The sequence below is a fragment of the Mesorhizobium sp. BH1-1-5 genome (assembly GCF_020165615.1).
GTDB lineage: Bacteria > Pseudomonadota > Alphaproteobacteria > Rhizobiales > Rhizobiaceae > Mesorhizobium.
Genome location: NZ_JAIUIM010000016.1, coordinates 39,995 through 62,939, shown reverse-complemented (window position 1 = coordinate 62,939; position 22,945 = coordinate 39,995). Strand labels below are relative to the sequence as shown.

Here is a 22,945-nt window from a genome sequence, read left to right as displayed (position 1 = left end):
CAGCTCCTTTGGGGTTTGGGCAATTCCAACGGTTTCGTCCGGAACTGCGTAAGAAGGAAATGCTTCAGGCTTGTGTCAGGAAAGTCCGAGCACATCCCGCATGGAATAGAGGCCCGGCTTCTTGCCACGGGCCCACAGCGCGGCCTTGACCGCGCCGCGGGCGAAGATCGCCCGGTCCTCGGCATGGTGGGAAAGCGTGATGCGCTCGCCGGTGCCGGCAAGGATCACGCTGTGATCGCCGACGACGGAGCCGCCGCGCAAAGTCGCGAAGCCGATCGAGCCCGCTTTGCGCACGCCGGTATGGCCGTCGCGCACCTTGACGCTGTTGTCGGCAAGATCGATGCCGCGCCCCTTCGCCGCCGCCTCGCCGAGCAGCAGCGCCGTGCCGGACGGCGCGTCGACCTTGTGCCGGTGGTGCATTTCCAGGACCTCGATGTCGAAATCCTCCGGGTCGAGCGCCTTCGCCGCCTGCTCGACCAGCACTGCCAGCAGGTTGACGCCGAGGCTCATATTGCCGGATTTGACGATCGTGGCATGCCGCGCGGCGGCGGCGATCCTGGCATTGTCGTCGGCCGAGCAGCCGGTGGTGCCGATGACATGGACGATGCGCGCCTGCGCGGCATAGCCGGCGAATTCGACGGTTGCCGCGGGCGCGGTGAAATCGAGCACGCCGTCAGCTTTGGCGAAGGCCGGCAGCGGATCGTCGACGATCGGCACGTTGATGATGCCGATGCCGGCAAGCTCGCCGGCATCCTTGCCGAGATGGGCCGAGTCCGGCCGCTCGATCGCGGCGGCGACGCGCGCGCCGGGCATGGTGTGGATGGCGCGGATCAGCGTCTGGCCCATGCGGCCGGCGGCGCCCACCACCACCAGGCCCATATCGCCGGATTCACTCATGCGCTTCTCCTGACGGTCTTCTTGGCGCGGCTGCGCGGTGCCGGAGCTTGGCTTGCCTTGACGTCGTCGACAAGCCCCAGCCCCTTCTTGCCCTGGATCCGGTGGAAACGGGCATAGATGCTGTGCGGGTCGGCCATCAGCGTCGCATGCGTGCCTTCCTCGACCAGCCGTCCCTCTTCCAGCACGATGATGTGGTCGGCATTGACCACGGTCGACAGCCGGTGCGCGATCACGATCGTGGTGCGCCCTTCCATGACATGGGTCAGCGCTTCCTGGACGCGCGCCTCGGCCTCGTTGTCGAGCGCCGAGGTCGCCTCGTCGAGCAACAGGATCGGCGCCTGGCGAACGATCGCGCGCGCGATCGAAACGCGCTGGCGCTGGCCGCCGGAAAGGGTCGAGCCGCCTTCGCCGACCGGCGTGTCGTAACCTTGCGGCTGCTGGCGGATGAACTCGTCGGCCGCCGCCTGCTTCGCCGCCTGCTCGATCTCGGCATCGGTGGCCGAGAGCCGGCCGTAGCGGATGTTGTCGCGGATCGTGCCTTCGAACAGATAGGGCGCCTGCGCCACATAGGCGATCGATTGGCGCAGCGAATGCTTGGTCACCTTGGCGATATCCTGGCCATCGACCTCGATCGAGCCCTCGTCGACGTCGTAGAAGCGCTGCAGCAGCGCCACCATCGTCGACTTGCCGGCGCCCGATGCGCCGACGACGGCCGTGACCTTGCCGGCCACGGCGGTAAAGCTCAAATCCCTGAGCACCGGCGTGTCGGTGTTGTAGCCGAACGTCACATGGTTGAAGCGCACCTCGCCGGTGGTGACCTTCGCCTCGACCGCGTCGGGGGCGTCGCCCTGCTTCGGCTCGAGGTCGAGCAGCTCGTAGATCATGCGCGCGTTGACCAGGGCACGTTCCATGCCGACCTGCGTGCGCGCCAGGCGCCGCGCCGGGTCATAGGCCAGGATCAGCGCGGTGATGAAGGAGAACACCGCGCCCGGCGGCTGCCCGAGCACCAGCGCCCGGTAGCCGGAATAGGCAAGCACGGCGGTAATGGCGAGGCCGCCCAGGATTTCGGAAATCGGCGACAGCCGCTCCGCGACGCGGGCGATCTTGTTGTTACGCTGCTCGGCCGTCTCGGCCATGATGCCGATGCGGCGCGCCAGCTCGTCCTCCAGGGTGAAGGCCTTGACGATGGCGATGCCTTGGGTGGCCTCCTGCACGGAGCCGTTCAGCCGCGAGTTGATCAGCACGGATTCCCGGTTGATCTTGCGCAGGCGGCGGGTGATGTAGACGACGGCCCAGATCAACGGCGGCCCGATCAGCAGCGAGCTGAGCGACAGCACCGGATCCTGGTAGATCATCACGCCGACGAGAGCGACGAGCGAGACCGCGTCGCGGCTGATTGAGGTCAGCGTCAGCGACAGCAGGTCGCGGATGCCGCCGACATTCTCGTTGACCTGTGCCGCCAGCCGGCCGGAACGGGTCTCGTTGAAGAAGTTGACGCCGAGCTTCATCAGATGGTCGAAGCTGCGCTTCTGGTAGCGGGCGACCAGATTGTTGCCGATCGTCGCCAGCGCCACTGCCTGGCCATAGCCGGCGAAGCCGCGCAGCAGGGAGGCGCCCATGAAACCGGCGCAGATCCAGACGATCATGTCGCTGCGCCGTTCGTAGAAGATCTGGTTGATCATCGGCGCCATGATCCACGCCGTGAAGGCGGTGGTGCTGGAAACGATCAGCAGGCAGGCGACGGCGACGACATAGGTCCAGCGGTATTCCTTGCCGTTTTCGGACAGGATGCGGCGCAGCACCGCGCTGACCTCGGTGGGCTGGACTTTCAGTTTGAGGGAAGTTTGAACAGTCAAATCAGGGGCGCTTCGTGGTTTTCCGCGTGTCGGATGGGCCGCATTCCGGCATCCTCTTAGCGCCCCGGCTACGGCTTGCCTATGGCGAAACTTCGTCGCGGCGGCCGATCGCCATCCCGAAACAGGTCGCGATCAGGCCCGCCAGTGCCGCCCCGCCGTCTGCACGCCGAACAGCGACGGCGTCCTGGCATAGGCGGCGAGCCCGAGCAGCGCCGCCAGCGGATGGGTGATGACATAGACCGGCATTTCGCGCATCAGCGCGCTGTGCGGCGCCTTGTCCTCGAAAGCGGCGCGGAAATTGCCGGCCTTCAGCGCCGGCACGATCTTTTGCGCGATGCCGCCGGTGAGAAAGACGCCGCCGCGCCCCATGAACACCAGCGCGAGGTCGCCCGCGGTGCGGCCGAGGCAGGTGACGAACAGCTCCAGCGCCTCCTCGGCCACCGGATCGGATTTGGCGAGCGCCGCGCCGGTGACCTCGGCCGGGGTCGTGAAAGGCGTCGGCTTGCCGTCCGTCCTCGCCACGGCGCGATAGACGTTGACCAGCCCGCGTCCGCACAGGATCTGCTCGCCGGAGACGCGGCCTTCGAGCTTGTCGATATGCGGAAACACCTCGAAGTCGCGCGGCGTGCGCGGGCCGATATCCATATGCCCGCCCTCGCCCGGCACCGGTATCCAGTGGTCGAGCGCATAGATCAGCCCGGCGACGCCAAGCCCCGTTCCGGGGCCGAGCACGACGCGGCTCGCATTGGGTTCCGGCGTGCCGCCGCCGATCTTTTCCATATGCTCTTCGCCGAGCGCCACCACGGCCAGCGCCTGCGCCTCGAAATCGTTGAGCACCACGACCTCGCTCAGGCCCAGATTGGAAAACATCTGCCGGGGTTTCACCACCCAGGGGCAGTTGGTGAGCGGGATCTCGTCGCCGTCGACCGGCCCGGCGATCGCCAGCACCGCCGAGTTCGGCTGGATGGACGAGCGGTCGAGCACCGCCGCCTGGATCGCCTCGTCGATGGTCTTGAAGTTGGCGGTCTGGACGATATGCGGCTCGGTCGCTTCCGAATTGGCGTCGAGCACGATCGAGAAGCGCGCATTGGTGCCGCCAATATCGCCGATCAGGACCGGAAACCGCAGCCCCGTCTCGTTCTCGACTGACATGCTCTTGATCGTCCTCGTTGCGGCGCCATTGCGCCGTTTCAATCGCCCATTTCAATCGATTGACTAGCGCATGACCCCCGAAAGGGGAAGCCCGCTAGTTCCCCGGCCGGGGGCGCGGCAGCGGAATGCCGATCTTGGGCGTCGGCGCGAAGGCGCTTGCCGCCGACGGGATCGCGGCGTTGCCGCTGGAGATCGTCTCCGCCGGCTCGCTCGGCTCAGGTTCGGCCACGGCGACCGCGGCGGCGCCGCCGCCATGATAGGTCACCGCCTCCAGCGAGGGCGCGTCCGGCGCATCGACCACGCCCTGGCACTGCTTCGGCAGATTGGCCATCGTCATCACGTCGCGCGCCTTGGGCGCGTCCGGATTCTTGTTCGGCCGCCACGGCTCCTCGGTGAACCACCAGGCCAGCGGCTTGCCGCAGCCATCGTCGTCCGGCGTCGTCTCCTGGCCCTTGCAGAAAGGCGAGCCCGGCTGGCAGCCGATGCGCATGTGGAAATGATAGTCATGGCCCCAGAACGGCCGGACCTTGCGCAGCCAGGAACGGTCGCCGGTGACGGTGTCGCAGAGCTTCTTCTTGATGCCGGGATTGACCAGGATGCGCTCGACCTCCGGATAGCTTGCCGCACGCTTGAGCAGCCTGGTGTGCTGCGGCGTCCACAGCGCGTCCTTCACCAGATGCGTCTTTTCGTCGACCATCAGCGTCGCGCTCATCGATTCGCGCTGCGCCATGCTCAGCGGCCGCTTCGGCATCGGCGTCAGCCAGATGTCGGCATCGAGCCCGATCTGGTGCGAGGCATGGCCGGTCATCATCGGTCCGCCGCGCGGCTGCGAGACGTCGCCGACCAGAAGCCCCGGCCAGCCATCCGCCTGGGCGTCGCGCGACAGCTTTTCGATCAGCGCGATCATCGCGGGATGGCCCCAGCGGCGGTTGCGCGACGGGCGCATCACTTCCCAGGTCGGACCGTCCATCGGCAGCGCCACGCCGCCGGTGAAGCAGCCCTTAGAATAGAAGCCGAAGGATTGCGCGGGCGCCACGGCCGGCAGCTTCCGGGCGCCGAACAGCTCCTTGGCGCGGGGCTCGGCCGAAATGGCGGCAGCCGCCAGCGCGGCGAGCGTCAGCAGCGCCAGCGCCGCGGTCAGGAACGGTTTGCGGTCAGGCAGCGATCGCAGATTCATCAGGCTGGGTCCCTCTCCAGTCTATCCGTTTGCCGCGCGGTCACGCGGGCCCGATCAGGAACGAATCATACCACGCCGCGCATCCCGCATCGATCAAAGCAGTGGAAGACGATTTCGTCCGAAAACCGCTTCACACTTTCCGGCATCATCTTCTCATCGGGCTGCGCGGCGCTCCGTCCCGCCAGTTGCCCTCGGCCCACATCCGCTCCAGCGCCACCCGGTAGTTGGGGAACCGGAAGCGGTAGCCGGCCGCCTTGATCGCCTGATTCGCGACACGCTTGTTCTCGCCATAGAAAGACCGCGCCATGGGCGAAAGTTGGGCGGTCTCGAAGGGAATTTCGGGCGGCGGTGCGACACCCATCAACCCGGCGGCGTAAGCCACGACGTCTTGCGGCGGCGCCGGCTCGTCGTCGGTGACGTTGAAGGTGCCGCCGAGATTGTTGTCGGCGAGATGCCAAAGCGTGCCGGCGATGTCGTCGCAATGGATGCGGTTGAACACCTGGCCCGGCTTGACCAGCCGCCTTGCGGTTCCGTCATCGAGATTGGCCAGCGCGTTGCGGCCCGGCCCGTAAATGCCCGACAGACGCAGGACCGCCACCGGCTTTCCGGTCTCCCGGCCAAGCGTCAGCCATTCCCGTTCGGCCGCCACCCGCATCACCGAGCGCTTCGACACCGGGCGGCAGTCGCTGGTCTCGTCCACCCAGGCGCCGCCATGGTCGCCATAGACGCCGACGGTCGAGAGATAGCCGATCCATTCGAGCGCCGGCATCTTTTCCCGAAGCGCGTCGCCCGCGGCGTTGAGCACCGGGTCGCCGGCGTCGTCGGGAGCGACCGAGACGATGAGATGCGTGGTCCTTGCCAGCGCATCGCCGAGCTCGGGCGACAGCGCGCCGTCGAATTGCAGCGGCTCGATGCCGGCCGATCGCAGCGCGTCGAACTTTTCCGGCGCCCGGGTCGTGCCGGAGATCGGCGCATGTTGGGCGTTGGCCCGCGCGAAAGCCTTGGCCGAATAGCCGGCGCCGAAGATGAAGAAGCGTCTTTCGCTCATCGTTGAACCCCCATCAATCGGCCTTCGCCGGGTTTGCCGCCGCCAGCCATTCCTCGCGGACCATCGCATCGGTCTCGGTCTTCGATGCCGTGGCGGCAAGATCGCCAAATTCGCGATCCGGGAGCAGTCGCGACAGGGCCCAGATTGCCGCACCCCGCACCAGCGGCGCGGCGTCGCCGAGCAGGCGGCGCGCGATCGGCGCCAGCGACGCGTCGCCCGAATTGCCGGCGGCGATCAGCACATTGCGGATGAAACGGTCGCGGCCGATGCGCTTGACCGGCGAGCCCGAGAAGAACGAGCGAAACCCTGCATCGTCGAGTGTGAGCAGCTGCGACAGCGACGGCTCGCGCAGATCGTCGCGCGCGGCAAGCTTCGCCTCCGAGGCGGCGCTGGCGAACTTGTTCCACGGACAGGCGGCCAGGCAATCGTCGCAGCCATAGATGCGGTTGCCGATCTTGTCGCGGAACTCGCGCGGGATCGGCCCCTTGTTCTCGATGGTGAGATAGGAGATGCAGCGCCGCGCGTCGAGCCGGTAGGGCGCGGGGAAAGCGTCGGTCGGGCAGGCGTCGAGGCAGGCACGGCAAGAGCCGCAATGGTCGATCTCGGCCTTGTCCGGCTCAAGCTCCGCCGTGGTGAAGATCGTGCCGAGGAACAGCCACGAGCCATGCGCGCGGCTGACCAGGTTGGTGTGCTTGCCCTGCCAGCCGAGCCCCGCCGCTTCCGCCAGCGGCTTTTCCATCACGGGCGCGGTATCGACGAACACTTTCACGTCGCCGCCCGCCTTCGCCACGATCTTGCCGGCGATCTCCTTCAGCCGGCCCTTCATCACGTCGTGATAGTCGCGGTTTTGCGCATAGACCGAGATCGCGCCGCGGTCGGGCTTTGCGAGGACATCGCGCGGATCGCGGTCCGGACCGTAATTCATGGCCAATACGACGACCGAACGCACCTCCGGCCACAGCGTCGATGGCTCGGCCCGGCGCTCGAGCGTCTCGGCGATCCACGCCATCGAGCCGTGAAAACCGTCGGAGACGAATTCGGCGAGCCTTGCCGGCGCCAGCGGGATCGCGTCCGGCCGGGTCACGGCGACCGCCTCGAAGCCGGCGCGGCGCGCCTCCGCGTCGATCAGCGCGCGTAAGGTTTCAGAAGTCGAGGTCCGCATAATGCGATACCGGCGACAGGCCGCGCACCCGGTCGGAAAGCAGCGGCCGGAACGACGGCCGCGATTTCACCCGCGTGTACCATTCGCGCGCGGCGGCATGCTCGCGCCAGTCGATCTCGCCGAGATAGTCGAGCACCGAAAGCGTCGCCGCCGCCGCGAGGTCGGCATAGGTCACCTTGTTGCCGGCCAGCCAATGCCGGGTGCCGGCAAGCCAGTTGGTATATTTCATGTGCTGGCGGATGTTGGCGCGCGCGGCGCGGATCGCGGCCGAATCCGGCGAGCCGCCGCCGGCCGTTTCCGGCATCACCGGCTTCAGCACGCGCTCGCGCACCAGGTGCCGGGTGACCTCGCTTTCGGCCTTGCTCAGATACCAGTCGGTCAGCCGGCGGATTTCGGCGCGCTGCATCGGGTCCTCGGCGAACAGCCGCTTGTCGCGCTTGAGCACCCCGCGCGTCTCGTCGAGATATTCGGCGATCACCATGGCGCCGACGATCGGCACGTCGCCCTCGGCCAACAGGATCGGCAGCGTGCCGGCCGGGTTCAGCGCTAGGAACTCCTTGCGCCGCGTCCACGGCTTTTCCTCGATCAGCGCCAGCTCCTCGCCATACTCGCCGAAGGCGAGGCGGACGAACCGGCAGGTGGCGAACATGGGATGATGGAAAAGCGTCAGCATGGTTCCGCGATGATAGGGCGCACTGGCGAATCGTTAACGGCGCCGGTAAGTCTTGGCCGCCCGATTCCAGGGACTGTCATGGTGTTGCGACCTATAGGGGCACTTCCGCCCCATGACAAGCAAACCCTTCCTTCCCTCGGAGCATGATGTCGTCCGAAAACCGCTTCACACTTTTCGAAATCATGCTCTGGGCGTCATTCGAACCGAGAGGTTGCCATGGAAAGCCAGACCATCGTCGAAGCGCTGCTGCTTGGGCTCCTGGAGGGCCTGACCGAGTTCATCCCGGTGTCCTCGACCGGCCACATCCTGCTCGCCGGCCATTTCCTCGGCTTCCATTCCACCGGCAAGGCCTTCGAGATCCTGATCCAGCTCGGCGCGATCCTGGCCATTTTGAGTGTCTATTTCAGCAAGCTCTGGCAGATGCTGATCAAGCTTCCCACCGACCCGCGGACCCGGCATTTCGTCATCGGCATCCTGATTGCCTTCCTGCCGGCGGCGGTCATCGGCGCGCTGGCGCATGATTTCATCAAGACCATCCTGTTCGAATCGCCCAGGCTGATCTGCATCATGCTGATCATCGGCGGCTTGGTCCTGCTCGTCGTCGACCGCATCAACTTCAAGCCGGTGCATCACGATGTCGAGCGCTTCCCGTTGGGCGTTTACCTGAAGATCGGCCTGTTCCAGTGCCTGTCGCTGATCCCCGGCACCTCGCGCTCCGGCTCGACGATCGTCGGCGCGCTGCTGATGGGCGTCGACAAGCGCGCGGCGGCCGAATTCTCCTTCTTCCTCGCCATGCCCACCATGGTCGGCGCCTTCGCCTTCGACCTTTTCAAGAACCGCAACGTGCTGACCTCGGCCGACCTGCCGATCATCGCCGTCGGCTTCATCGCCGCCTTCGTCACCGCGCTGATCGTGGTGCGCTTCCTGCTCGATTACGTCTCGCGCAACGGCTATTCGCTGTTCGGCTGGTGGCGGCTGGTGGTGGGGGGCGTCGGGCTGGTGGCGCTGATGGTTTGGGGGTGAGTTGAGGCGACTCACCAACGCGCCTTCGTCATCCACGGGCGGAGCAAGGAGCGAAGCGACGCGCGCAGACCCGAGGGTCCATGCCGTGAGGCAGCCCGTAGAATGCGGCGGCCGCAATAACTTTGGCGCGACGCTCTTTGATCCAGATTCTGCACGGTGGCAACGCGTCTAAGTCACGGCATGGATCCCAGGGTTTCCGCGACGTCGCTTCGCGACTGCTCCACCCTAGGATGATGGGTGGACGGCCCCTTGCGGCATCGAATGTGCCAAACTGGTCGTGTTGTTGAAACCCCAGCGGAAGGAGACCGTCCGTCATGCAAGCTATCAGATTTGGAATCGATTTGGCCAAGAATGTGTTTCAGGTGCACGGCGTAGATGAGAGCGGGCGGGTGGTCGCGCAGCGCCAGCTGCGCCGCGCGCAGGTGGAGAAGTTCTTCGCGGCGCAGCCGCCGGCGCTGATCGGCATGGAGGCCTGCGGCTCGGCTCATCATTGGGGCCGCACACTCAGCGCGCTCGGCCATGAGGTCAAGCTGATGCCGCCGGCCTATGTGAAGCCCTACGTTCCGCGCAACAAGAACGATGCCCGCGATGCGCAAGGCTGTTGCGAGGCGGTGAGCCGGCCCGACATGCGCTTCGTGCCGATCAAGACGGTCGAGCAGCAATGGGCTCGGGCGCTGCACCGCACACGTGACCTTCTGGTGCGCCAGCGCACGCAACTGGCCAACGCCATGCGTGGCATGCTCTATGAGATGGGCCTGACAAGCGCCAAGGGGGCGGCGGGTATCGAGACCCTGCTGCAGCGCATCGAGACGGCCGATGAAGCCATCCCCGCGGCGCTGTTGATCTGCCTGACGCCTCTGGCCGGGCAATGGCGGGCGCTGGATGGCGAGATCGGCAAGCTGGACAAGCAGATCCTGGCTCAGGTCAGGCAGCAGCAAGCGGCCTTGCGGCTGACGACGATCCCGAGCGTCGGCCCGATCATCGCGCATGCGACCATCGCAGCCATCGGCGATGGCCGCCAGTTCGCCTCGGCCAGGGACTTCGCAGCCTGGCTGGGCCTGACCCGCAAGAGCCATGACACCGGCGGCAAGCACAGGCCCACAGGCCATATCAGCCGCGCCGGCGACAGAGACCTGCGCAGGCTGCTCATTCTCGGCGCCAGTTCCTGGCTGCGTCAGGTCAGGGCCAAACCCGACAAGGGCTCGCCCTGGATACGCGGCCTGCTGGCCAGGCGCCCGGTCAAGGTCGCCGTCGTGGCGCAGGCGGCCAAGACCGCTCGCATCATCTGGGCAATGCTCACCTCAGGTCAACAATACAGGACACCGGCTGCGGCTTAACCGCAAGCGAGGCCCTCAACAGCGTAAGGAGCAAAAAAGCAGCACGGCAAAATGGTCAGGACCTGGGTCGGCAAACTCCGCCATCGTCATCGCGATCAAGAAGCGCGCTAGAATGATTGAAACCGATCCGCGTAACCCTTGTTGGTCAGCGGTCAGCCAAGTCGACCGCATCAAAGGCCGAATACATGACCGCTCCAGACTTGCGCCGCCGCCGCTATTTTGCCTCTTGCCCAAGAGGGGCCGTCCATACATGACGAACGGAGGGGTTCAATTCCTCCCATAAAACGCGTTCTCGACATGCACCGGCCAGCGCCAGGGCAGCACCGCCACCATGTCGAAACGCATCGAAAGCCGCCCATAGTCAGGTTGTCGCGACAGCCACAAATCCGCGGCGCCCTCGATGCGGCGCTCCGATTCACGGCCGATCGCTTCCATTGCCTCGATCAGCGTGCGGCGCGCCTTGACCTCGACGAACAGCACGAGGTCGCCGCGCCGGGCGATCAGGTCGATCTCGCCGAGCCTGGTGCGGTGGCGGCGGGCGAGGATGCGATAGCCCTTCAGCATCAGCGCCAGCGCCGCCAGCCACTCGCCGCGATGGCCGCGCCGATAGGCTTTGCGGCGATGGCCGGCCGTGCGTTCAGCCATCTTTTTGTTTGACCGTGGTCTTTTCCAAAAACCGGGTTCCACTTTTTGGGATCATGGTCTGTCCTTCAGCTCCAGGAGCCGCCGGTAGAGCGCCTGCTTCTGGCCGCCGGTCATCTTCGCCGCTTCCGCCGCCGCCTTGGAGGCCGGCATTTCGGTGGCAAGCGACAAGAGCAGCCGGTCGATATCCGCCGGCTGGTCCTCCGCCGCTTCGGGCGGGCCGACGCAGATGACGATCTCGCCCTTCGGCGTGTCGGCCGCCGCATAATGGTCGGCCAGCTCGGAGAGCGTTCCGGTCCGCATTTCCTCGAAGGTCTTGGTCAGCTCGCGGCCGATCGCGGCTTTCCGGGCGCCGCCCAGCGCCTCGACCATGGCGCCGAGCGTCTCGGCCAGCCGCCGCGGCGATTCGAAGAAGATCAGCGTCGCCGGCACCGCCTTGAAGGTTTCGAGCTTGGTCAGCCGCTGCCCGGTCTTCACGGGCAGGAAACCGGCGAACAGGAAGGCATCGGATGGCAGGCCCGACGCCGTCAGCGCGGCGAGTGCTGCCGAGGGCCCCGGGATCGGCACGATGCGTATGCCGCGCTCCAGCGCCTCGCCGACCAGCCGGTAGCCGGGATCGGAGACCAGCGGCGTGCCGGCGTCCGAAATCAGCGCCACGCTCTGCCCGGCCGCCAGCGCCTCGATCAGCTTTGGCCCGGCCTCGCTCGCATTGTGCTCGTGATAGGCGGTGGTGCGCCGCCGGATACCGTAGCGTTCGAGCAGCACGCGCGACACGCGCGTGTCCTCGCAGGCGACGATGTCGGCGGCGGCAAGCGTCTCCAGCGCGCGCAATGTGATGTCGGCCAGATTGCCGATTGGCGTCGCCACCAGATAGAGCGCCGGCTGAAGCGGCCGCGCCGGAATCTCCGTCTGCCCAATCACATAGCTGCGTTTGTCGCCGGTCACCGATTGCCCCTCATTCCGAGCAATTCCAGGAAAAGTGTGTCGTGGTTTTCCGTCCGGAATTGCGAAAGAATTAAGTCTGTTTCGCATGGCCGACGCCCCGTTGCAAAACGTGAGGTCGACGCAAGCAAACCGCCATGCCTTTGCCACAGTGCGGAACGAAACCGGCAACGGCGAATTTAACCCCTGATTCCCCGGGAGGAGGCAGGACCGGACGATGCCCAATCGCTTCGACATCTTCATCAGCCGACTTGAAAGCAAAACCGCCCGCGAGGGCATGCCCCCACATCCGATCGCCGAGCAGCACGGTGCGCGCCGCGACAAGGGCGACCAGAAGCAGGTCCGCCATGGCGAAGCGCATGGCGAGAAGACCCGCGGCAAGCATCGCCAGAAGCACGACGCCTAGAGCGTTGTAAGTGAGCGCAGGCCGCTCCCACTTCGTCATTCCAGGGCGAAGCAAGGAGCGAAGCGACGCGCGCAGCCCCTGGAATCCATGCTGTTACATCGAAGCTCCGCCAGCGGTGCGGAACTCCGCACCGCCGCGCCCTTCGCACAGGTCACGGCATGGATGCTCGGGCAAGCCCGAGAACGACGAACGCGCTGGAAAGCGCCGCATCTTCAGAGGTATCTGCCGACCCTCACCTCCAGCAGACGAACCAGCTCCGGGTCCATGAACTCATAGTCGTCCGGAATATCCAGGCAGATCACCCTGGCGCCTTTCAGGCTTGACCGGAACTTCTTCTGCAATTTGGCGCGGTGCGCCTTTTCCATGACGAAGATGATGTCGGCCCAGGCGACCAGTTCAGGCGTCAGCGGGTTGTCGGCGTCGTGATTGGTGCCGGCCGATTCGACCTCGATGTCGCGGCGCCCGGAAAACACCTGCTCGGCGGTGGGGCTGCGCAACCGGTTCTGGCTGCAGACGAAAAGGACGTTCCTCAAAGCTGGCAGACATTCCTATGGACGGGGAAACTGGCGTTACTCGTCCATAATCTCGCGTATTGATTTCGCAACCGGTATGTACTGATCCAGAGTAAGTCCGTTCAAGTCGAATTCTATCGAGTCGTCTTTCGCGATTGCCCTTAAATTTATACCGACATAGGTCATGAAGTTACGCACGACGTCAAACTCGCTCAAGCCCGATGTTTTATGCTTCTTCGATTTCTGGTTTCTGACGAACACGATCACTGCTTCATAGAGGTCGGGATCCTCGCGGGATTTCGAAATTTCGGTCAATCCGACCTCAAAAACATCATCCGTGTTCAAAGTTCGCAGCGTCTCATGGATCAGGAACTTCATTGCAGGTTCCATTGGATGCATGGAAATGGCATTCGGCCAGGCGAACCAAATTCTAACATCATCACACAGACCGACAAATCAGTTGGCTGCTGGCTCTACCTTGCCAGGTCGGCGACGACGGCATCGAGCACGATCATGCCGGCGGTCGTGGCGCGCAGCCGGGCGTTGCCGACCGGCGCCACCAGCCCTTCCTCCTGCAGCACCGAGAGCCGCGCGCTGGACAGGCCGCGCCCCGACAGCGCCTCGTAGCGCTGCAGGTCGATGCCTTCGGCAAGCCGCAACCCCGTCAGCAGGAACTCATCCGCTTCCTCGGCGCGCGTGAGAATCTCGCCGCCGGTGACGCCATGGCCCTTGGCCTCGACAAGGTTGGCCCAGGTCTCCGGCATCCTTTCCGCTATCGTCACCGTGCGGCGGCCGCTCTCGACGAAACGGCCATGCGCGCCCGGTCCGACGCCGACATATTCGCCGTAGCGCCAATAGGTGAGATTGTGCCGGCTCTCGGCGCCCGGACGCGCGTGGTTGGAAATCTCATAGGCCGGCAGTCCATGCGCTGTCGTCACCGCTTGCGTCAGCGCATAGAGGTCGGCGGCGTGGTCGTTGTCGGGCAGCGTGAACTTGCGCGCCGCGTAAAGCGCATGGAAGGGCGTGCCCTCCTCGATGGTGAGCTGGTAGAGCGACAAATGGTCGACGGCATAGCCGATCGCCTGCTCCAGCTCCGCCCTCCATGCCTCCGGCGTCTGGCCCGGCCGCGCGTAGATCAGGTCGAAGGACAGCCGCGGAAAGATTTCGCGCGCCAGCCCGATGGCATAAAGCGCCTCCTCGACATTGTGCAGCCGGCCGAGGAAGCGCAGGTCCTTGTCGTTCAGCGCCTGCACGCCGAGCGAGACGCGGTTGACCCCGGCGGCGCGATAGCCGCGGAAACGCTCGGCCTCGACCGAGGACGGATTGGCTTCCAGCGTCACCTCGATGCCGTCCGGCACCGTCCAGTTCTTCGCCACCGCCTCCAGCACGGCGCCCACCGTTTCCGGCTTCATCAGCGACGGCGTGCCGCCGCCGAGGAAGATGCTGGTCACCTCGCGCGGCCCGGTGCGGTCGCGCATGGTCGCAAGCTCCGTCTCGAAGGCGCGCGCGAAACGCTCCTGGTCGACCGGCTGGTGGCGGACATGGCTGTTGAAGTCGCAGTAAGGACACTTGGCCGCGCAGAACGGCCAGTGGATGTAGACGCCGAAGCCGGGGGTCCGGTCGAGCGGTATCGTAACCGCGCTCATGCCGATCCTAATCTGGCCAAATCCAGGCGTGCTTGGGCGAATTTCTGGAAGGCGCGGGCGCGGTGCGAAAGCGCCGTTGCCTGACCGGGCTTCCAGCCATGCTTTTCTTGCGCGCTCATCTCGCCGAAAGTCTTGTCGAAGCCATTGGGCAAAAACACGGGATCGTAGCCGAAGCCAAGCGTGCCGCGCGGCGGCCACACCAGCGTGCCCTCCGCCTCGCCGCGATAATATTCGGCTTCGCCGTCGGGAAAGGCGAGGCAGATGACGGCGACGAAGCGGCCGGCGCGCTGCGAAGGCTCGGTCGCGCGTGCTTCCTGCAGCGCCGTTTCCGTCTTTTGCATGGCCATGCCGAAATCCCGGCTGCCGTCGGGCTTCTCGGCCCAGTTGGCGGTGTAGACGCCGGGCGCGCCGTCGAGCGCGTCGACGCAAAGGCCGGAATCGTCCGACAGCGCCGGCAGGCCGGTCGCCTTGGCGGCCGCGAAGGCCTTGATATAGGCGTTTTCCTCGAACGTCGTGCCGATCTCGTCCGGTTCGGGCAGGCCGTATTCCTTGGCCGATTTCGCCTCGAAGCCGAACGGGCCCATCAAATCGGCGAATTCGCGCAGCTTGCCTTCATTATGGCTGGCGACGACGATCTTCTTTCCCCCAAGGGAATGAAAAGGTTGGGAATGCATCAAAAACCCCAGATCCTTGGCTCGGCAAACTCGATCGAATTGCCCGACGGGTCGCGGATATAGATCGAATGCCCACCCTGCGGCCATTCGAAATCGCTTTCGATGGCGATGTTCCTGGCCGCGAGATGCTTACGCCACGCGGCGATTTCATCGGCGCTCGCGGTAAAGCAGAGATGCCCCTCGCCGGCCGTGCCGTGCGGCGGCACTTTCAGCCTGGCGTCGGGCGCCGGCGGGATTTTCGTCGCCTCCGCGTTGAACAGAAGCAGCACGCCATTGCCGCAGCGGAAGAAGACGTGGCGGCCCTCGACCTTGCCCAGCGCCTCGAGGCCGATGACGTCGCGGTAGAAGGCTTCGGCGGCGTGCAAGTCGGTGACGTAGAGGGCGGATTCCAAAATTCCCGAGGGAGTCACGAGGCCCCCCTCTCTGCCCTGCCGGGCATCTCCCCCTCAAGGGGGGAGATCAGCAGCTTCGATGCCGCCGCAAATATTGCAACGCCGGCGATTGGCGAAAGCCGTAGCGACACCCAATCTCCCCCCTTGAGGGGGAGATGGCCGGCAGGCCAGAGAGGGGGGCCTAGGCTCGGCATTCGAAAACCTACGCCACCGCCATCTGCTGCAGGCTCACCAGCCGCGAAATGCCCTTCTTCGCCAGCCCCATCAGCGCCGCGAACTGCTCCTCTGAGAAAGGCTCGCCTTCGGCCGTGCCCTGGATCTCGACGATGCCGCCCTTGCCGGTCATGACGAAATTGGCGTCGGTGCCGGCCGAGGAATCCTCCAGATAATCGAGATCGATGACCGGCTGGCCGTCATGGATGCCGCAGGAGATCGCCGCGACATGGTCCTTCAGCACCTTGGCGACGCTCACCATCTGGCGCGCTTCCATCCAGCGCAGGCAATCGTAGAGCGCCACCCAGCCGCCGGTGATCGAGGCGGTGCGGGTGCCGCCATCCGCCTGGATGACGTCGCAGTCGACGGTGATCTGCTGTTCGCCCAGCGTCTGCAGGTCGACCACGGCGCGCAAGCTCCGGCCGATCAGCCGCTGGATCTCCAGCGTGCGGCCGCCCTGCTTGCCGGCGGAGGCCTCGCGGCGCATCCGCTCGCCGGTCGAGCGCGGCAGCATGCCGTATTCGGCCGTCACCCAGCCCTTGCCGGAATTGCGCATCCAGGCCGGCACCTTTTCCTCCAGGCTCGCCGTGCACAGCACATGCGTGTCGCCGAACTTCACCAGGCACGAGCCTTCGGCATGCTTGGAGACGCCGCGCTCGAAGGAGATGGCGCGCATTTCGTCGGCTTGGCGTTTGGAGGGGCGCATTCGGCCTGCTTTCTTCTCGTTTTCGGAATCGTGGCCGGCTTGTAGACGCATGCGAGGCAAGTCGCAAAGGAAAAGGGGCGGCAAGGAAAACGTCGGGGTGACCGCAAACGCGGCACCTGGGTAACCGCAAACGCGGCACCCGGGTAACCGCAAACACAGCACCGGGTTGCGCCGCTGTGGCTTAAGTCTATATCTTTTCGATAGGAGGTTTCTCGCCGGAATGAACAAACCAGTCGATCCGACGTCGCAGTCGCCCGGGCTTCAGTCGCCGGTACTTCAGTCACTGGACATGCGCTCGCGCGATATTTTCCGGCGGATCGTCGATTCCTATCTGCGCGACGGCGAGCCGGTCGGCTCGCGCAGCCTGTCGCGCATCATGCCCTCCTCGCTGTCGCCGGCCACCATCCGCAACGTGATGAGCGACCTCGAGCATCTGGGGCTGATCTACGCGCCGCATGTTTCCGCCGGGCGGTTGCCGACCCAGACCGGCCTGCGCTTCTTCGTCGACGCCTTCATGGAGCTCGGCGACCTTTCCGACGACGAGCGCCGCATCATCGAGGCGCAGGTGCGCGCCTCCGGCTCGGGCGCGACGCTGGAGCATATGCTGACCGAGGCCAGCCAGATGCTGTCCGGCATGTCGCGCGGCGCTGGCCTTGTGCTCGCCTCCAAGAACGAGGTGGCGCTGAAGCATATCGAATTCATCCAGCTCGAGCCCACCAAGGCGCTTGCCGTGCTGGTGTCGCAGAACGGCGACGTCGAGAACCGCGTCATCGACCTGCCGGCCGGCATCACCGTGTCGCAACTGCACGAGGCGTCCAATTTCCTCAACGCCCATATCCGCGGCCGCACGCTCGCCGAGTCGCGCATCGAGATCGCCCGCATCAAGGACGAGACGCGCGCGGCCCTCGATACCTTGTCGCAGGATCTGGTCGAGAAGGGCCTCGCGGTCTGGGCCGGCGCCGAAAGCGGCCTGCCGGCGCGTCTCATCGTGCGCGGCCGCGCCAACCTGCTGGAAAACGTCACCGCCCAGGCCGATCTCGAATTGTTGCGCCATCTGTTCGAGGATCTCGAAACCCAGGACGGGCTGCTGCAGCTGCTCGACCTCGCCGAGGAAGGGCCGGGCGTGCGCATCTTCATCGGCTCGGAGAACAAGCTTTTCTCGCTGTCCGGCTCGTCGCTGGTCGTCGCCCCCTATCGCGACAAGGACGCCCGCGTCGTCGGCGCGCTCGGCGTCATCGGCCCGACGCGTCTGAATTACGCCCGCATCGTGCCGATGGTCGACTATACCGCGCAGCTGATTTCGCGCATGCTCCGGTAAGGCACCTCAAGGAGGTAAGAAAATGGCGCTGGAAGCACTCAAGGCCCAGATCAGCCTGCTGCTTGAGGAAATGGTGAACCAGCCCGAGGACGAGCACGAGATCCAGGAACAGTTGCGCGAGAAGCTGAGGGAAATGCGCGCCATGGGCATGCCCTTGCCGGCCGACCTCGTCGAATTGGAGAAGCGTCTCGACGACGATCTGGATGCCGAGGAGGCCTGAGCCCCGGCGCTCTAACGTCAAATCCGCGTGCGCATGCTTCTCTTTCAGATCGCTTGCCCAATATCTCCGGTCTGCGGCGCTCGATCGATCGAGACACGTCGACAGACGACGGAGGACAGCATGATGCGGATCGCCGGCCTTGCGGGCCTCGCGCTGGTTCTGGCCAGCGGCGCCTTGGCACAGCAGGCCGGTCAACCCTTGCTCAGCGGCGAAAAGGCCTTCGGCGGCTGGAGGGCCGACCACCCGGGCGTGCTCAGGCTGCTGAAGCCGCAAGATTTGCCGAAACCGGATTTGGCAGAGTCCGCTTCGAACGGTGGCGGCGTCACCGATCGCCCCGAGGATGCGAAGCCGAAGCTTCCGCCCGGCTTCTCCGCCGAGCTGGTCGCTTCCGGCATCGACAGCCCCCGCGTCGTGCGCGTGGCGCCGAACGGCGATCTCTTCGTGGCCGACAGCCGGGCGAACCAGGTCCGCGTCTATCGCCTGGCGGAAGGCAGTGCCAGGCCCGTGCAGAAATCGGTCTTCGCCAAGGGCCTGACCCGCCCCTACGGCATCGCCTTCTACCCGCCGGGCGACAAGCCGCAATGGGTCTATGTCGCCAACAGCAGCAGCGTCGTGCGCTTCCCTTATCGCGACGGCGACCTCGAAGCGTCCGGTAAGCCGGAGACCATCGTCGCCAAAATCCCGGCCAACCATCACTGGACCCGCGACATCGCCTTCTCGCCCGATGGCAGGACGCTCTACTTGTCGGTCGGCTCCGGCTCCAACAGCGCCGAGGACATAGGCGCCAGGCCGAAGGGCGGCCTCGAAGCCTGGGCGAAATCGCAACCGCTGGGCGCGGCCTGGGGTGCGGAACAAGGCCGCGCCGATGTGCTGGCTTTCGACCCAGACGGCAAGAACCGCAGGATTGTCTCCACCGGCCTGCGCAACTGCTCGGGCATGGCGGTGCAACCTGCGACCGGCGCGCTCTGGTGCGTCGTCAACGAACGCGACGAACTCGGCGACAACATTCCCTTCGAATATGCGACTGCCGTGAAGGAGGGCGCGTTCTATGGCTGGCCCTGGTATTACATCGGCGACAATGAGGATCCGCGCCACAAGGGGGCGCGCCCCGATCTCGCCGGCAAGGTCACGGTTCCGGATGTGCTGATGCAGGCGCATTCGGCGCCGCTCAACATCGCCTTCTACGACAACGGCAATTTCCCGGCCGACTACAAGGGCGATGCCTTCGTCGCGCTGCACGGTTCGTGGAACCGCAATGTCCGCACCGGCTACAAGGTGGTGCGGCTGAGATTCAAGGACGGCAAGCCGACCGGCGAATATGAGGATTTCGCCACCGGCTTCGTCATTGCGGACGACGCGGTCTGGGGCCGGCCGGTCGGCGTCGCGGTGGCCAGGGACGGCGCTCTGATCCTAACCGAGGACGGCAACGGCACCATCTGGCGCATTACCTATGGCGGGTAGTTCCTCGGTCGAGCTGTAGCGGGCTCGCCCTCACCCGGATGGCCAGCCGAATTGCGAACTGCAATTCGGGGCAATCCGACCTCTCCCCAAGGGGAGAGGAGCAGGTAAGCGGCGGCGCCAACCTCTTCTCCCCTCGGGGAGAAGGTGGCCGCGAAGCGGCCGGATGAGGGGGCTGGCGCAAACGAATCCGGCTCTAAGCGAATTCATTCCCGTTCCGTTTCGTGCTGTTTCGTGCAACAGACGCGTCCTGATCCTAGGCCAGAACCATGACACTCACCGGATTCCTCGCTTACAGTGCCGCGCTCGGCGTCGCCGCCGCCATTCCAGGCCCCGGCGTCACGGCGCTTGTCGCCCGCGCGCTCGGCTCGGGCTTCCGTTCCTCGCTCGCCATGTCGTTCGGCCTGATGCTCGGCGACCTCACCTATCTCACCGCAGTGGTGCTCGGGCTCGCCTTCGTCGCCCAGACCTTCGGCATGGTCTTCCTCGCCATCAAATGGGCCGGCGTCGCCTATCTCGCTTTCCTTGCCTGGCGCTTCTGGACCAGCGGCATCACGCCCGAAACCGTCGAGGCGCGGAAGGCCAAGGGCGGGCTGGCGTCGAGCTTCATCGCCGGGCTGACGGTGACGCTGGGCAATCCGAAGACGATGATCTTCTACCTCGCCATCACGCCGACCATCGTCGACCTGAAGACGATCACGCTCGCCGACTACGCCATTCTTGCGATGCTGACCGTGGTGGTGCTGTTCGTGGTGCTGGTGCCTTACCTGGCGCTGGCCGCCAAGGCGCGCTGGTTCCTGAAATCGCCGCGCGCTCTGAAGGTGCTGAACCGCACCGCCGCCGGCTTCATGATGGGCGCGGCCGCCGCGATCGCGGCGCGTCAATAGGCTCCGATCTCAACCGCTCCCCGATTTCAGCCAAACCATTCCTGAAACCCGCCGCGGCGGAAAATGCATTTCCGGTCACGGGCGCTTTTGAGCAACCGCGCAACTGGGATATTTTCGGCCGCCGGCCTATCTTGCGCGGCTGAAAGCCCTATTCTGTCTGCCTGTACCATTGCCTTGGGAGCGAACCAGATGAACAAGCCCGTCACCTCCGCGCGCGTGCCCGGCCGCGGCCGCGTCTTCAATTCGATCACGGAGACGATTGGCGACACGCCGCTGGTCCGGCTGGACAAGTTCGCCAAGGAGAAGGGCATCGTCGCCAACCTTATGGCCAAGCTCGAATTCTTCAACCCGATCGCGTCGGTCAAGGACCGCATCGGCGTCGCCATGATCGAGGCGCTGGAGGAAGCGGGCAAGATCGCGCCCGGCAAGACGACGCTGATCGAGCCGACCTCCGGCAACACCGGCATCGCGCTCGCCTTCGCCGCCGCCGCCAAGGGCTACAAGCTGATCCTGACCATGCCGGAGACGATGTCGGTCGAGCGCCGCAAGATGCTGGCGCTGCTCGGCGCCGAACTGGTGCTGACCGAAGGGCCTAAGGGCATGAAGGGCGCCATCGCCAAGGCCGACGAGCTCGCCGCGACGTTGCCCAACGCCATCATCCCGCAGCAGTTCGAGAACCCGGCCAATCCCGAAATCCACCGCCGCACCACGGCCGAGGAGATCTGGAATGACACCAATGGCGAGGTCGACATCTTCGTTTCCGCCATCGGCACCGGCGGCACCATCACCGGCGTCGGCCAGGTGCTGAAGAAGCGCAAGCCGTCGCTGCAGGTCGTGGCTGTCGAGCCGGAAGCCTCGCCGGTTCTGTCCGGCGGCCAGCCCGGCCCGCACAAGATCCAGGGCATCGGCGCCGGCTTCGCGCCGAAAATCCTCGACACCTCGATCTATGACGAGGTCGTCAGGGTCTCGAACGAGGATTCGGTCGCCAATGCCCGCCTCGTCGCCCGCCTCGAAGGCGTGCCGGTCGGCATCTCTTCGGGCGCGGCGCTCCAGGCGGCAATCGTCGTCGGCTCGCGGCCGGAGAACAAGGGCAAGAACCTCGTCGTCGTCATCCCCTCCTTCGCCGAGCGCTATCTCTCGACCATCCTGTTCGACGGGCTGGGGGCTTAGGCAAACATACACCTCCGAGAGTGGCTTCAGCGGTCCTCGCGGTCGTCATCCCAGGGCGAAGCAGGAGCGAAGCGACGCGCGGAGACCCTGGGATCCATGCCGTGACCGTGGCCGAGGAATGCCGCGGTCCAGAACGGATGCCGTCTGTCACCGCATTTTGTCGAGACTAAAGCGTGTCGCGTTGAAACGGATTCAGGCGACACGCTTTAAGTCATTGTTTTGATGCATGTCGTTGTCCCAAACCGCTCCGCACTTTTGGGCGACATGCACTAACGGAGCTGCTGTTCCTCGAAAGAAAGACCTGCAACGCCGTGGCGCGGCGGCGTCACGGCATGGATCCTCGGGTCTGCGCGCGTCGCTTCGCTCCTTGCTCCGCCCGTGGATGACGAAGGCGGGAACGCCTCGGCAAATCTCCAGAGTTTGCGGACAAGCGGCACTCCCGGAGTGGCTGGACTGTTCAAAAAGCACTCGTGGCAGGCGCTGACTGGCTTGAGCGAGGCTGGGCTTCCGGCTCATATCGCCGCCGGCCCAATCGGCCGGCGGGAGGATTCGCATGTACAAGCTCTATACGCGCCCCGGCAGCGGCGGCTTCGTCGTCGAGGCGGCGCTTGCCATGGCCGGCGTGCCCTTCGAGCAGATCGATGTGCCCAAGAAAGATCCGCCCGATCCGGCCTTCCTCACCGTCAGCCCGCTGAACCAGGTGCCGGCGCTGACGCTGCCGAACGGCCATTCGCTGACCGAATCGGCGGCAATCTGCATCCTGCTCGCCGAGCGCCACCCGCAAGCGGGCCTCGCGCCGGAAGCAGGTTCGCCCGGCCGCGCCGATTTCCTGCGCTGGCTGGCCTTCATGTCGTCGGTGCTCTATCCGGCCGTCCTCAGGCTCTACTACGCGCACCGCTACACCGCCGACGGCGAAGGTCTGCGGCCGGTGAAGCAGGCGGCGGTCGCCGAGATGGACCGCGGCTTTGCCATTCTCGACCAGGCGCTCGCCGGCCGTGACTGGCTCGCTGGCGACACGCTCTCGCTCGCCGACATCTACCTCGTCATGCTGGTCGCCTGGCATCCCGAGGTCGAGCGGGCGCGCAAGGCCTGGCCGAACATCGAGCGCCTGTGGGCGAGGCTGCGTCAGCATGAGCTGATGCGCAAGCTGAACGCCTCGCACGAGATGTGGCCTTAAGATGAGTGGCGGCTGGGCCCGGCGACTTCGCCGGAGCCTTCCGTTCGGGTTGCGAAAAACGAGGAACTAGGTTCCCCCGCACAGGAATTTTGACCAGTCGGCTATGCCGCAGGCCGCCTGCCTTGGCGATTGGCCGAAACGCCCACCCGGTCGTCATCCACGGGCGGAGCAAGGAGCGAAGCGACGCGCGTAGACCCGAGGATCCATGCCGTGGCTTCGACGCGCCGCAACGGTGCAGAATTCTGCTCCGCTGCACT

At 65.6% G+C, this 22,945-nt stretch carries 24 protein-coding genes; 9 read left to right on the top strand and 15 right to left on the bottom strand.

Annotated elements, in window-relative coordinates:
* Nucleotides 1-75: 75 nt before the first annotated feature.
* From dapB to LB572_RS21305, 7 genes are all read right to left on the bottom strand, one after another.
* Nucleotides 76-897 (bottom strand): 4-hydroxy-tetrahydrodipicolinate reductase, encoded by an 822-nt coding sequence (gene dapB / locus LB572_RS21335; RefSeq protein ID WP_140805126.1) that lies wholly within the window; start codon nt 895-897, stop codon nt 76-78.
* Complete coding sequence (locus LB572_RS21330; RefSeq protein WP_224669101.1) at nt 894-2,753, bottom strand: ABC transporter ATP-binding protein; 1,860 nt, start codon at nt 2,751-2,753, stop codon at nt 894-896. Before LB572_RS21330 ends, dapB begins: the two co-directional genes overlap by 4 nt.
* Before the next feature lie 132 nt (nt 2,754-2,885).
* Complete coding sequence (locus LB572_RS21325) at nt 2,886-3,905, bottom strand: glucokinase (protein WP_140805130.1); 1,020 nt, start codon at nt 3,903-3,905, stop codon at nt 2,886-2,888.
* A 94-nt stretch (nt 3,906-3,999) separates the two neighbouring features.
* The gene (mepA, locus tag LB572_RS21320; RefSeq protein ID WP_224669100.1) at nt 4,000-5,082 is read right to left on the bottom strand and encodes a penicillin-insensitive murein endopeptidase; all 1,083 of its coding nucleotides are present in this window, start codon (nt 5,080-5,082) and stop codon (nt 4,000-4,002) included.
* A 145-nt stretch (nt 5,083-5,227) separates the two neighbouring features.
* Nucleotides 5,228-6,130, bottom strand: a complete 903-nt coding sequence (locus LB572_RS21315; protein WP_224669099.1) for an SDR family oxidoreductase — start codon at nt 6,128-6,130, stop codon at nt 5,228-5,230.
* Nucleotides 6,131-6,143: 13 nt separating this feature from the next.
* A complete protein-coding gene (queG, locus tag LB572_RS21310; protein WP_224669098.1) occupies nt 6,144-7,292 on the bottom strand; it encodes a tRNA epoxyqueuosine(34) reductase QueG in 1,149 nt (382 codons plus the stop codon).
* The gene (locus LB572_RS21305) at nt 7,273-7,965 is read right to left on the bottom strand and encodes a glutathione S-transferase family protein (RefSeq protein WP_140805139.1); all 693 of its coding nucleotides are present in this window, start codon (nt 7,963-7,965) and stop codon (nt 7,273-7,275) included. Before LB572_RS21305 ends, queG begins: the two co-directional genes overlap by 20 nt.
* 216 nt (nt 7,966-8,181) lie before the next feature.
* Between LB572_RS21305 and LB572_RS21300 the strand changes: the two genes are divergently transcribed.
* Together LB572_RS21300 and LB572_RS21295 are read left to right on the top strand one after the other, a co-directional pair.
* Nucleotides 8,182-8,988 (top strand): undecaprenyl-diphosphate phosphatase, encoded by an 807-nt coding sequence (locus LB572_RS21300; RefSeq protein ID WP_224669097.1) that lies wholly within the window; start codon nt 8,182-8,184, stop codon nt 8,986-8,988.
* A 314-nt stretch (nt 8,989-9,302) separates the two neighbouring features.
* Nucleotides 9,303-10,325: an IS110 family transposase gene (locus LB572_RS21295; RefSeq protein WP_224669096.1), complete on the top strand. Its 1,023-nt coding sequence runs from the start codon at nt 9,303-9,305 to the stop codon at nt 10,323-10,325.
* Between the two features lie 267 nt (nt 10,326-10,592).
* Here LB572_RS21295 and LB572_RS21290 read toward each other — a convergent pair whose 3' ends face one another.
* Together LB572_RS21290 and rsmI are read right to left on the bottom strand one after the other, a co-directional pair.
* Entirely contained in the window at nt 10,593-10,970 is a 378-nt protein-coding gene (locus tag LB572_RS21290; protein ID WP_140681022.1) for a YraN family protein, read from the bottom strand.
* 51 nt (nt 10,971-11,021) lie between these two features.
* Nucleotides 11,022-11,912, bottom strand: a complete 891-nt coding sequence (gene rsmI / locus LB572_RS21285) for a 16S rRNA (cytidine(1402)-2'-O)-methyltransferase (RefSeq protein WP_224669095.1) — start codon at nt 11,910-11,912, stop codon at nt 11,022-11,024.
* Between the two features lie 214 nt (nt 11,913-12,126).
* Between rsmI and LB572_RS21280 the strand changes: the two genes are divergently transcribed.
* The gene (locus tag LB572_RS21280; RefSeq protein ID WP_140805145.1) at nt 12,127-12,315 is read left to right on the top strand and encodes a hypothetical protein; all 189 of its coding nucleotides are present in this window, start codon (nt 12,127-12,129) and stop codon (nt 12,313-12,315) included.
* 212 nt (nt 12,316-12,527) lie between these two features.
* Here LB572_RS21280 and LB572_RS21275 read toward each other — a convergent pair whose 3' ends face one another.
* The 6 genes from LB572_RS21275 to rph all read right to left on the bottom strand — a co-directional run bounded on the left by LB572_RS21275 (nt 12,528) and on the right by rph (nt 16,458).
* The gene (locus LB572_RS21275; RefSeq protein WP_224669094.1) at nt 12,528-12,848 is read right to left on the bottom strand and encodes a low molecular weight protein tyrosine phosphatase family protein; all 321 of its coding nucleotides are present in this window, start codon (nt 12,846-12,848) and stop codon (nt 12,528-12,530) included.
* Between the two features lie 36 nt (nt 12,849-12,884).
* Nucleotides 12,885-13,205, bottom strand: coding sequence for a hypothetical protein (locus LB572_RS21270; protein WP_224669093.1), 321 nt, complete (start codon nt 13,203-13,205; stop codon nt 12,885-12,887).
* Nucleotides 13,206-13,300: 95 nt separating this feature from the next.
* Nucleotides 13,301-14,473 carry a radical SAM family heme chaperone HemW gene (gene hemW, locus LB572_RS21265; RefSeq protein ID WP_224669092.1) on the bottom strand — a complete coding sequence of 391 codons (1,173 nt, stop codon included), beginning with the start codon at nt 14,471-14,473 and terminating at the stop codon, nt 13,301-13,303.
* Entirely contained in the window at nt 14,470-15,147 is a 678-nt protein-coding gene (rdgB, locus tag LB572_RS21260) for an RdgB/HAM1 family non-canonical purine NTP pyrophosphatase (protein WP_224669091.1), read from the bottom strand. The genes hemW and rdgB overlap by 4 nt, the downstream gene beginning before the upstream one ends.
* Complete coding sequence (locus LB572_RS21255; protein WP_224669090.1) at nt 15,147-15,557, bottom strand: VOC family protein; 411 nt, start codon at nt 15,555-15,557, stop codon at nt 15,147-15,149. The genes rdgB and LB572_RS21255 overlap by 1 nt, the downstream gene beginning before the upstream one ends.
* A 184-nt stretch (nt 15,558-15,741) precedes the next feature.
* Entirely contained in the window at nt 15,742-16,458 is a 717-nt protein-coding gene (rph, locus tag LB572_RS21250; RefSeq protein WP_224669089.1) for a ribonuclease PH, read from the bottom strand.
* 220 nt (nt 16,459-16,678) lie between these two features.
* On the opposite strand from rph, the gene hrcA reads away from it, so the two are divergent.
* From hrcA to LB572_RS21220, 6 genes are all read left to right on the top strand, one after another.
* On the top strand, nt 16,679-17,776 hold the full coding sequence (gene hrcA, locus LB572_RS21245; protein ID WP_140805159.1) for a heat-inducible transcriptional repressor HrcA: 1,098 nt from the start codon (nt 16,679-16,681) through the stop codon (nt 17,774-17,776).
* 22 nt (nt 17,777-17,798) lie between these two features.
* Nucleotides 17,799-17,996: a hypothetical protein gene (locus tag LB572_RS21240; protein WP_140805161.1), complete on the top strand. Its 198-nt coding sequence runs from the start codon at nt 17,799-17,801 to the stop codon at nt 17,994-17,996.
* A 120-nt stretch (nt 17,997-18,116) separates the two neighbouring features.
* Entirely contained in the window at nt 18,117-19,457 is a 1,341-nt protein-coding gene (locus LB572_RS21235; protein WP_224669088.1) for a PQQ-dependent sugar dehydrogenase, read from the top strand.
* A 266-nt stretch (nt 19,458-19,723) separates the two neighbouring features.
* Complete coding sequence (locus tag LB572_RS21230) at nt 19,724-20,341, top strand: LysE family translocator (protein WP_140805165.1); 618 nt, start codon at nt 19,724-19,726, stop codon at nt 20,339-20,341.
* Between the two features lie 189 nt (nt 20,342-20,530).
* Entirely contained in the window at nt 20,531-21,511 is a 981-nt protein-coding gene (cysK, locus tag LB572_RS21225; protein WP_140681040.1) for a cysteine synthase A, read from the top strand.
* Nucleotides 21,512-22,064: 553 nt separating this feature from the next.
* Complete coding sequence (locus LB572_RS21220; RefSeq protein ID WP_224669087.1) at nt 22,065-22,688, top strand: glutathione S-transferase family protein; 624 nt, start codon at nt 22,065-22,067, stop codon at nt 22,686-22,688.
* Nucleotides 22,689-22,945 lie beyond the last annotated feature (257 nt).

Excerpts from the sequence above, each read along its gene's own strand:
- dapB (WP_140805126.1), bottom strand. The coding sequence starts at position 897 with ATGAGTGAATCCGGCGATATGGGCCTGGTGGTGGTGGGCGCCGCCGGC.
- LB572_RS21325 (WP_140805130.1), bottom strand. The coding sequence starts at position 3,905 with ATGTCAGTCGAGAACGAGACGGGGCTGCGGTTTCCGGTCCTGATCGGC.
- mepA (WP_224669100.1), bottom strand. The coding sequence starts at position 5,082 with ATGAATCTGCGATCGCTGCCTGACCGCAAACCGTTCCTGACCGCGGCG.
- LB572_RS21315 (WP_224669099.1), bottom strand. The coding sequence starts at position 6,130 with ATGAGCGAAAGACGCTTCTTCATCTTCGGCGCCGGCTATTCGGCCAAG.
- queG (WP_224669098.1), bottom strand. The coding sequence starts at position 7,292 with ATGCGGACCTCGACTTCTGAAACCTTACGCGCGCTGATCGACGCGGAG.
- LB572_RS21305 (WP_140805139.1), bottom strand. The coding sequence starts at position 7,965 with ATGCTGACGCTTTTCCATCATCCCATGTTCGCCACCTGCCGGTTCGTC.
- LB572_RS21300 (WP_224669097.1), top strand. The coding sequence starts at position 8,182 with ATGGAAAGCCAGACCATCGTCGAAGCGCTGCTGCTTGGGCTCCTGGAG.
- LB572_RS21295 (WP_224669096.1), top strand. The coding sequence starts at position 9,303 with ATGCAAGCTATCAGATTTGGAATCGATTTGGCCAAGAATGTGTTTCAG.
- LB572_RS21290 (WP_140681022.1), bottom strand. The coding sequence starts at position 10,970 with ATGGCTGAACGCACGGCCGGCCATCGCCGCAAAGCCTATCGGCGCGGC.
- LB572_RS21280 (WP_140805145.1), top strand. The coding sequence starts at position 12,127 with ATGCCCAATCGCTTCGACATCTTCATCAGCCGACTTGAAAGCAAAACC.
- LB572_RS21270 (WP_224669093.1), bottom strand. The coding sequence starts at position 13,205 with ATGAAGTTCCTGATCCATGAGACGCTGCGAACTTTGAACACGGATGAT.
- hemW (WP_224669092.1), bottom strand. The coding sequence starts at position 14,473 with ATGAGCGCGGTTACGATACCGCTCGACCGGACCCCCGGCTTCGGCGTC.
- rdgB (WP_224669091.1), bottom strand. The coding sequence starts at position 15,147 with ATGCATTCCCAACCTTTTCATTCCCTTGGGGGAAAGAAGATCGTCGTC.
- rph (WP_224669089.1), bottom strand. The coding sequence starts at position 16,458 with ATGCGCCCCTCCAAACGCCAAGCCGACGAAATGCGCGCCATCTCCTTC.
- hrcA (WP_140805159.1), top strand. The coding sequence starts at position 16,679 with ATGAACAAACCAGTCGATCCGACGTCGCAGTCGCCCGGGCTTCAGTCG.
- LB572_RS21240 (WP_140805161.1), top strand. The coding sequence starts at position 17,799 with ATGGCGCTGGAAGCACTCAAGGCCCAGATCAGCCTGCTGCTTGAGGAA.
- LB572_RS21235 (WP_224669088.1), top strand. The coding sequence starts at position 18,117 with ATGATGCGGATCGCCGGCCTTGCGGGCCTCGCGCTGGTTCTGGCCAGC.
- LB572_RS21230 (WP_140805165.1), top strand. The coding sequence starts at position 19,724 with ATGACACTCACCGGATTCCTCGCTTACAGTGCCGCGCTCGGCGTCGCC.
- cysK (WP_140681040.1), top strand. The coding sequence starts at position 20,531 with ATGAACAAGCCCGTCACCTCCGCGCGCGTGCCCGGCCGCGGCCGCGTC.
- LB572_RS21220 (WP_224669087.1), top strand. The coding sequence starts at position 22,065 with ATGTACAAGCTCTATACGCGCCCCGGCAGCGGCGGCTTCGTCGTCGAG.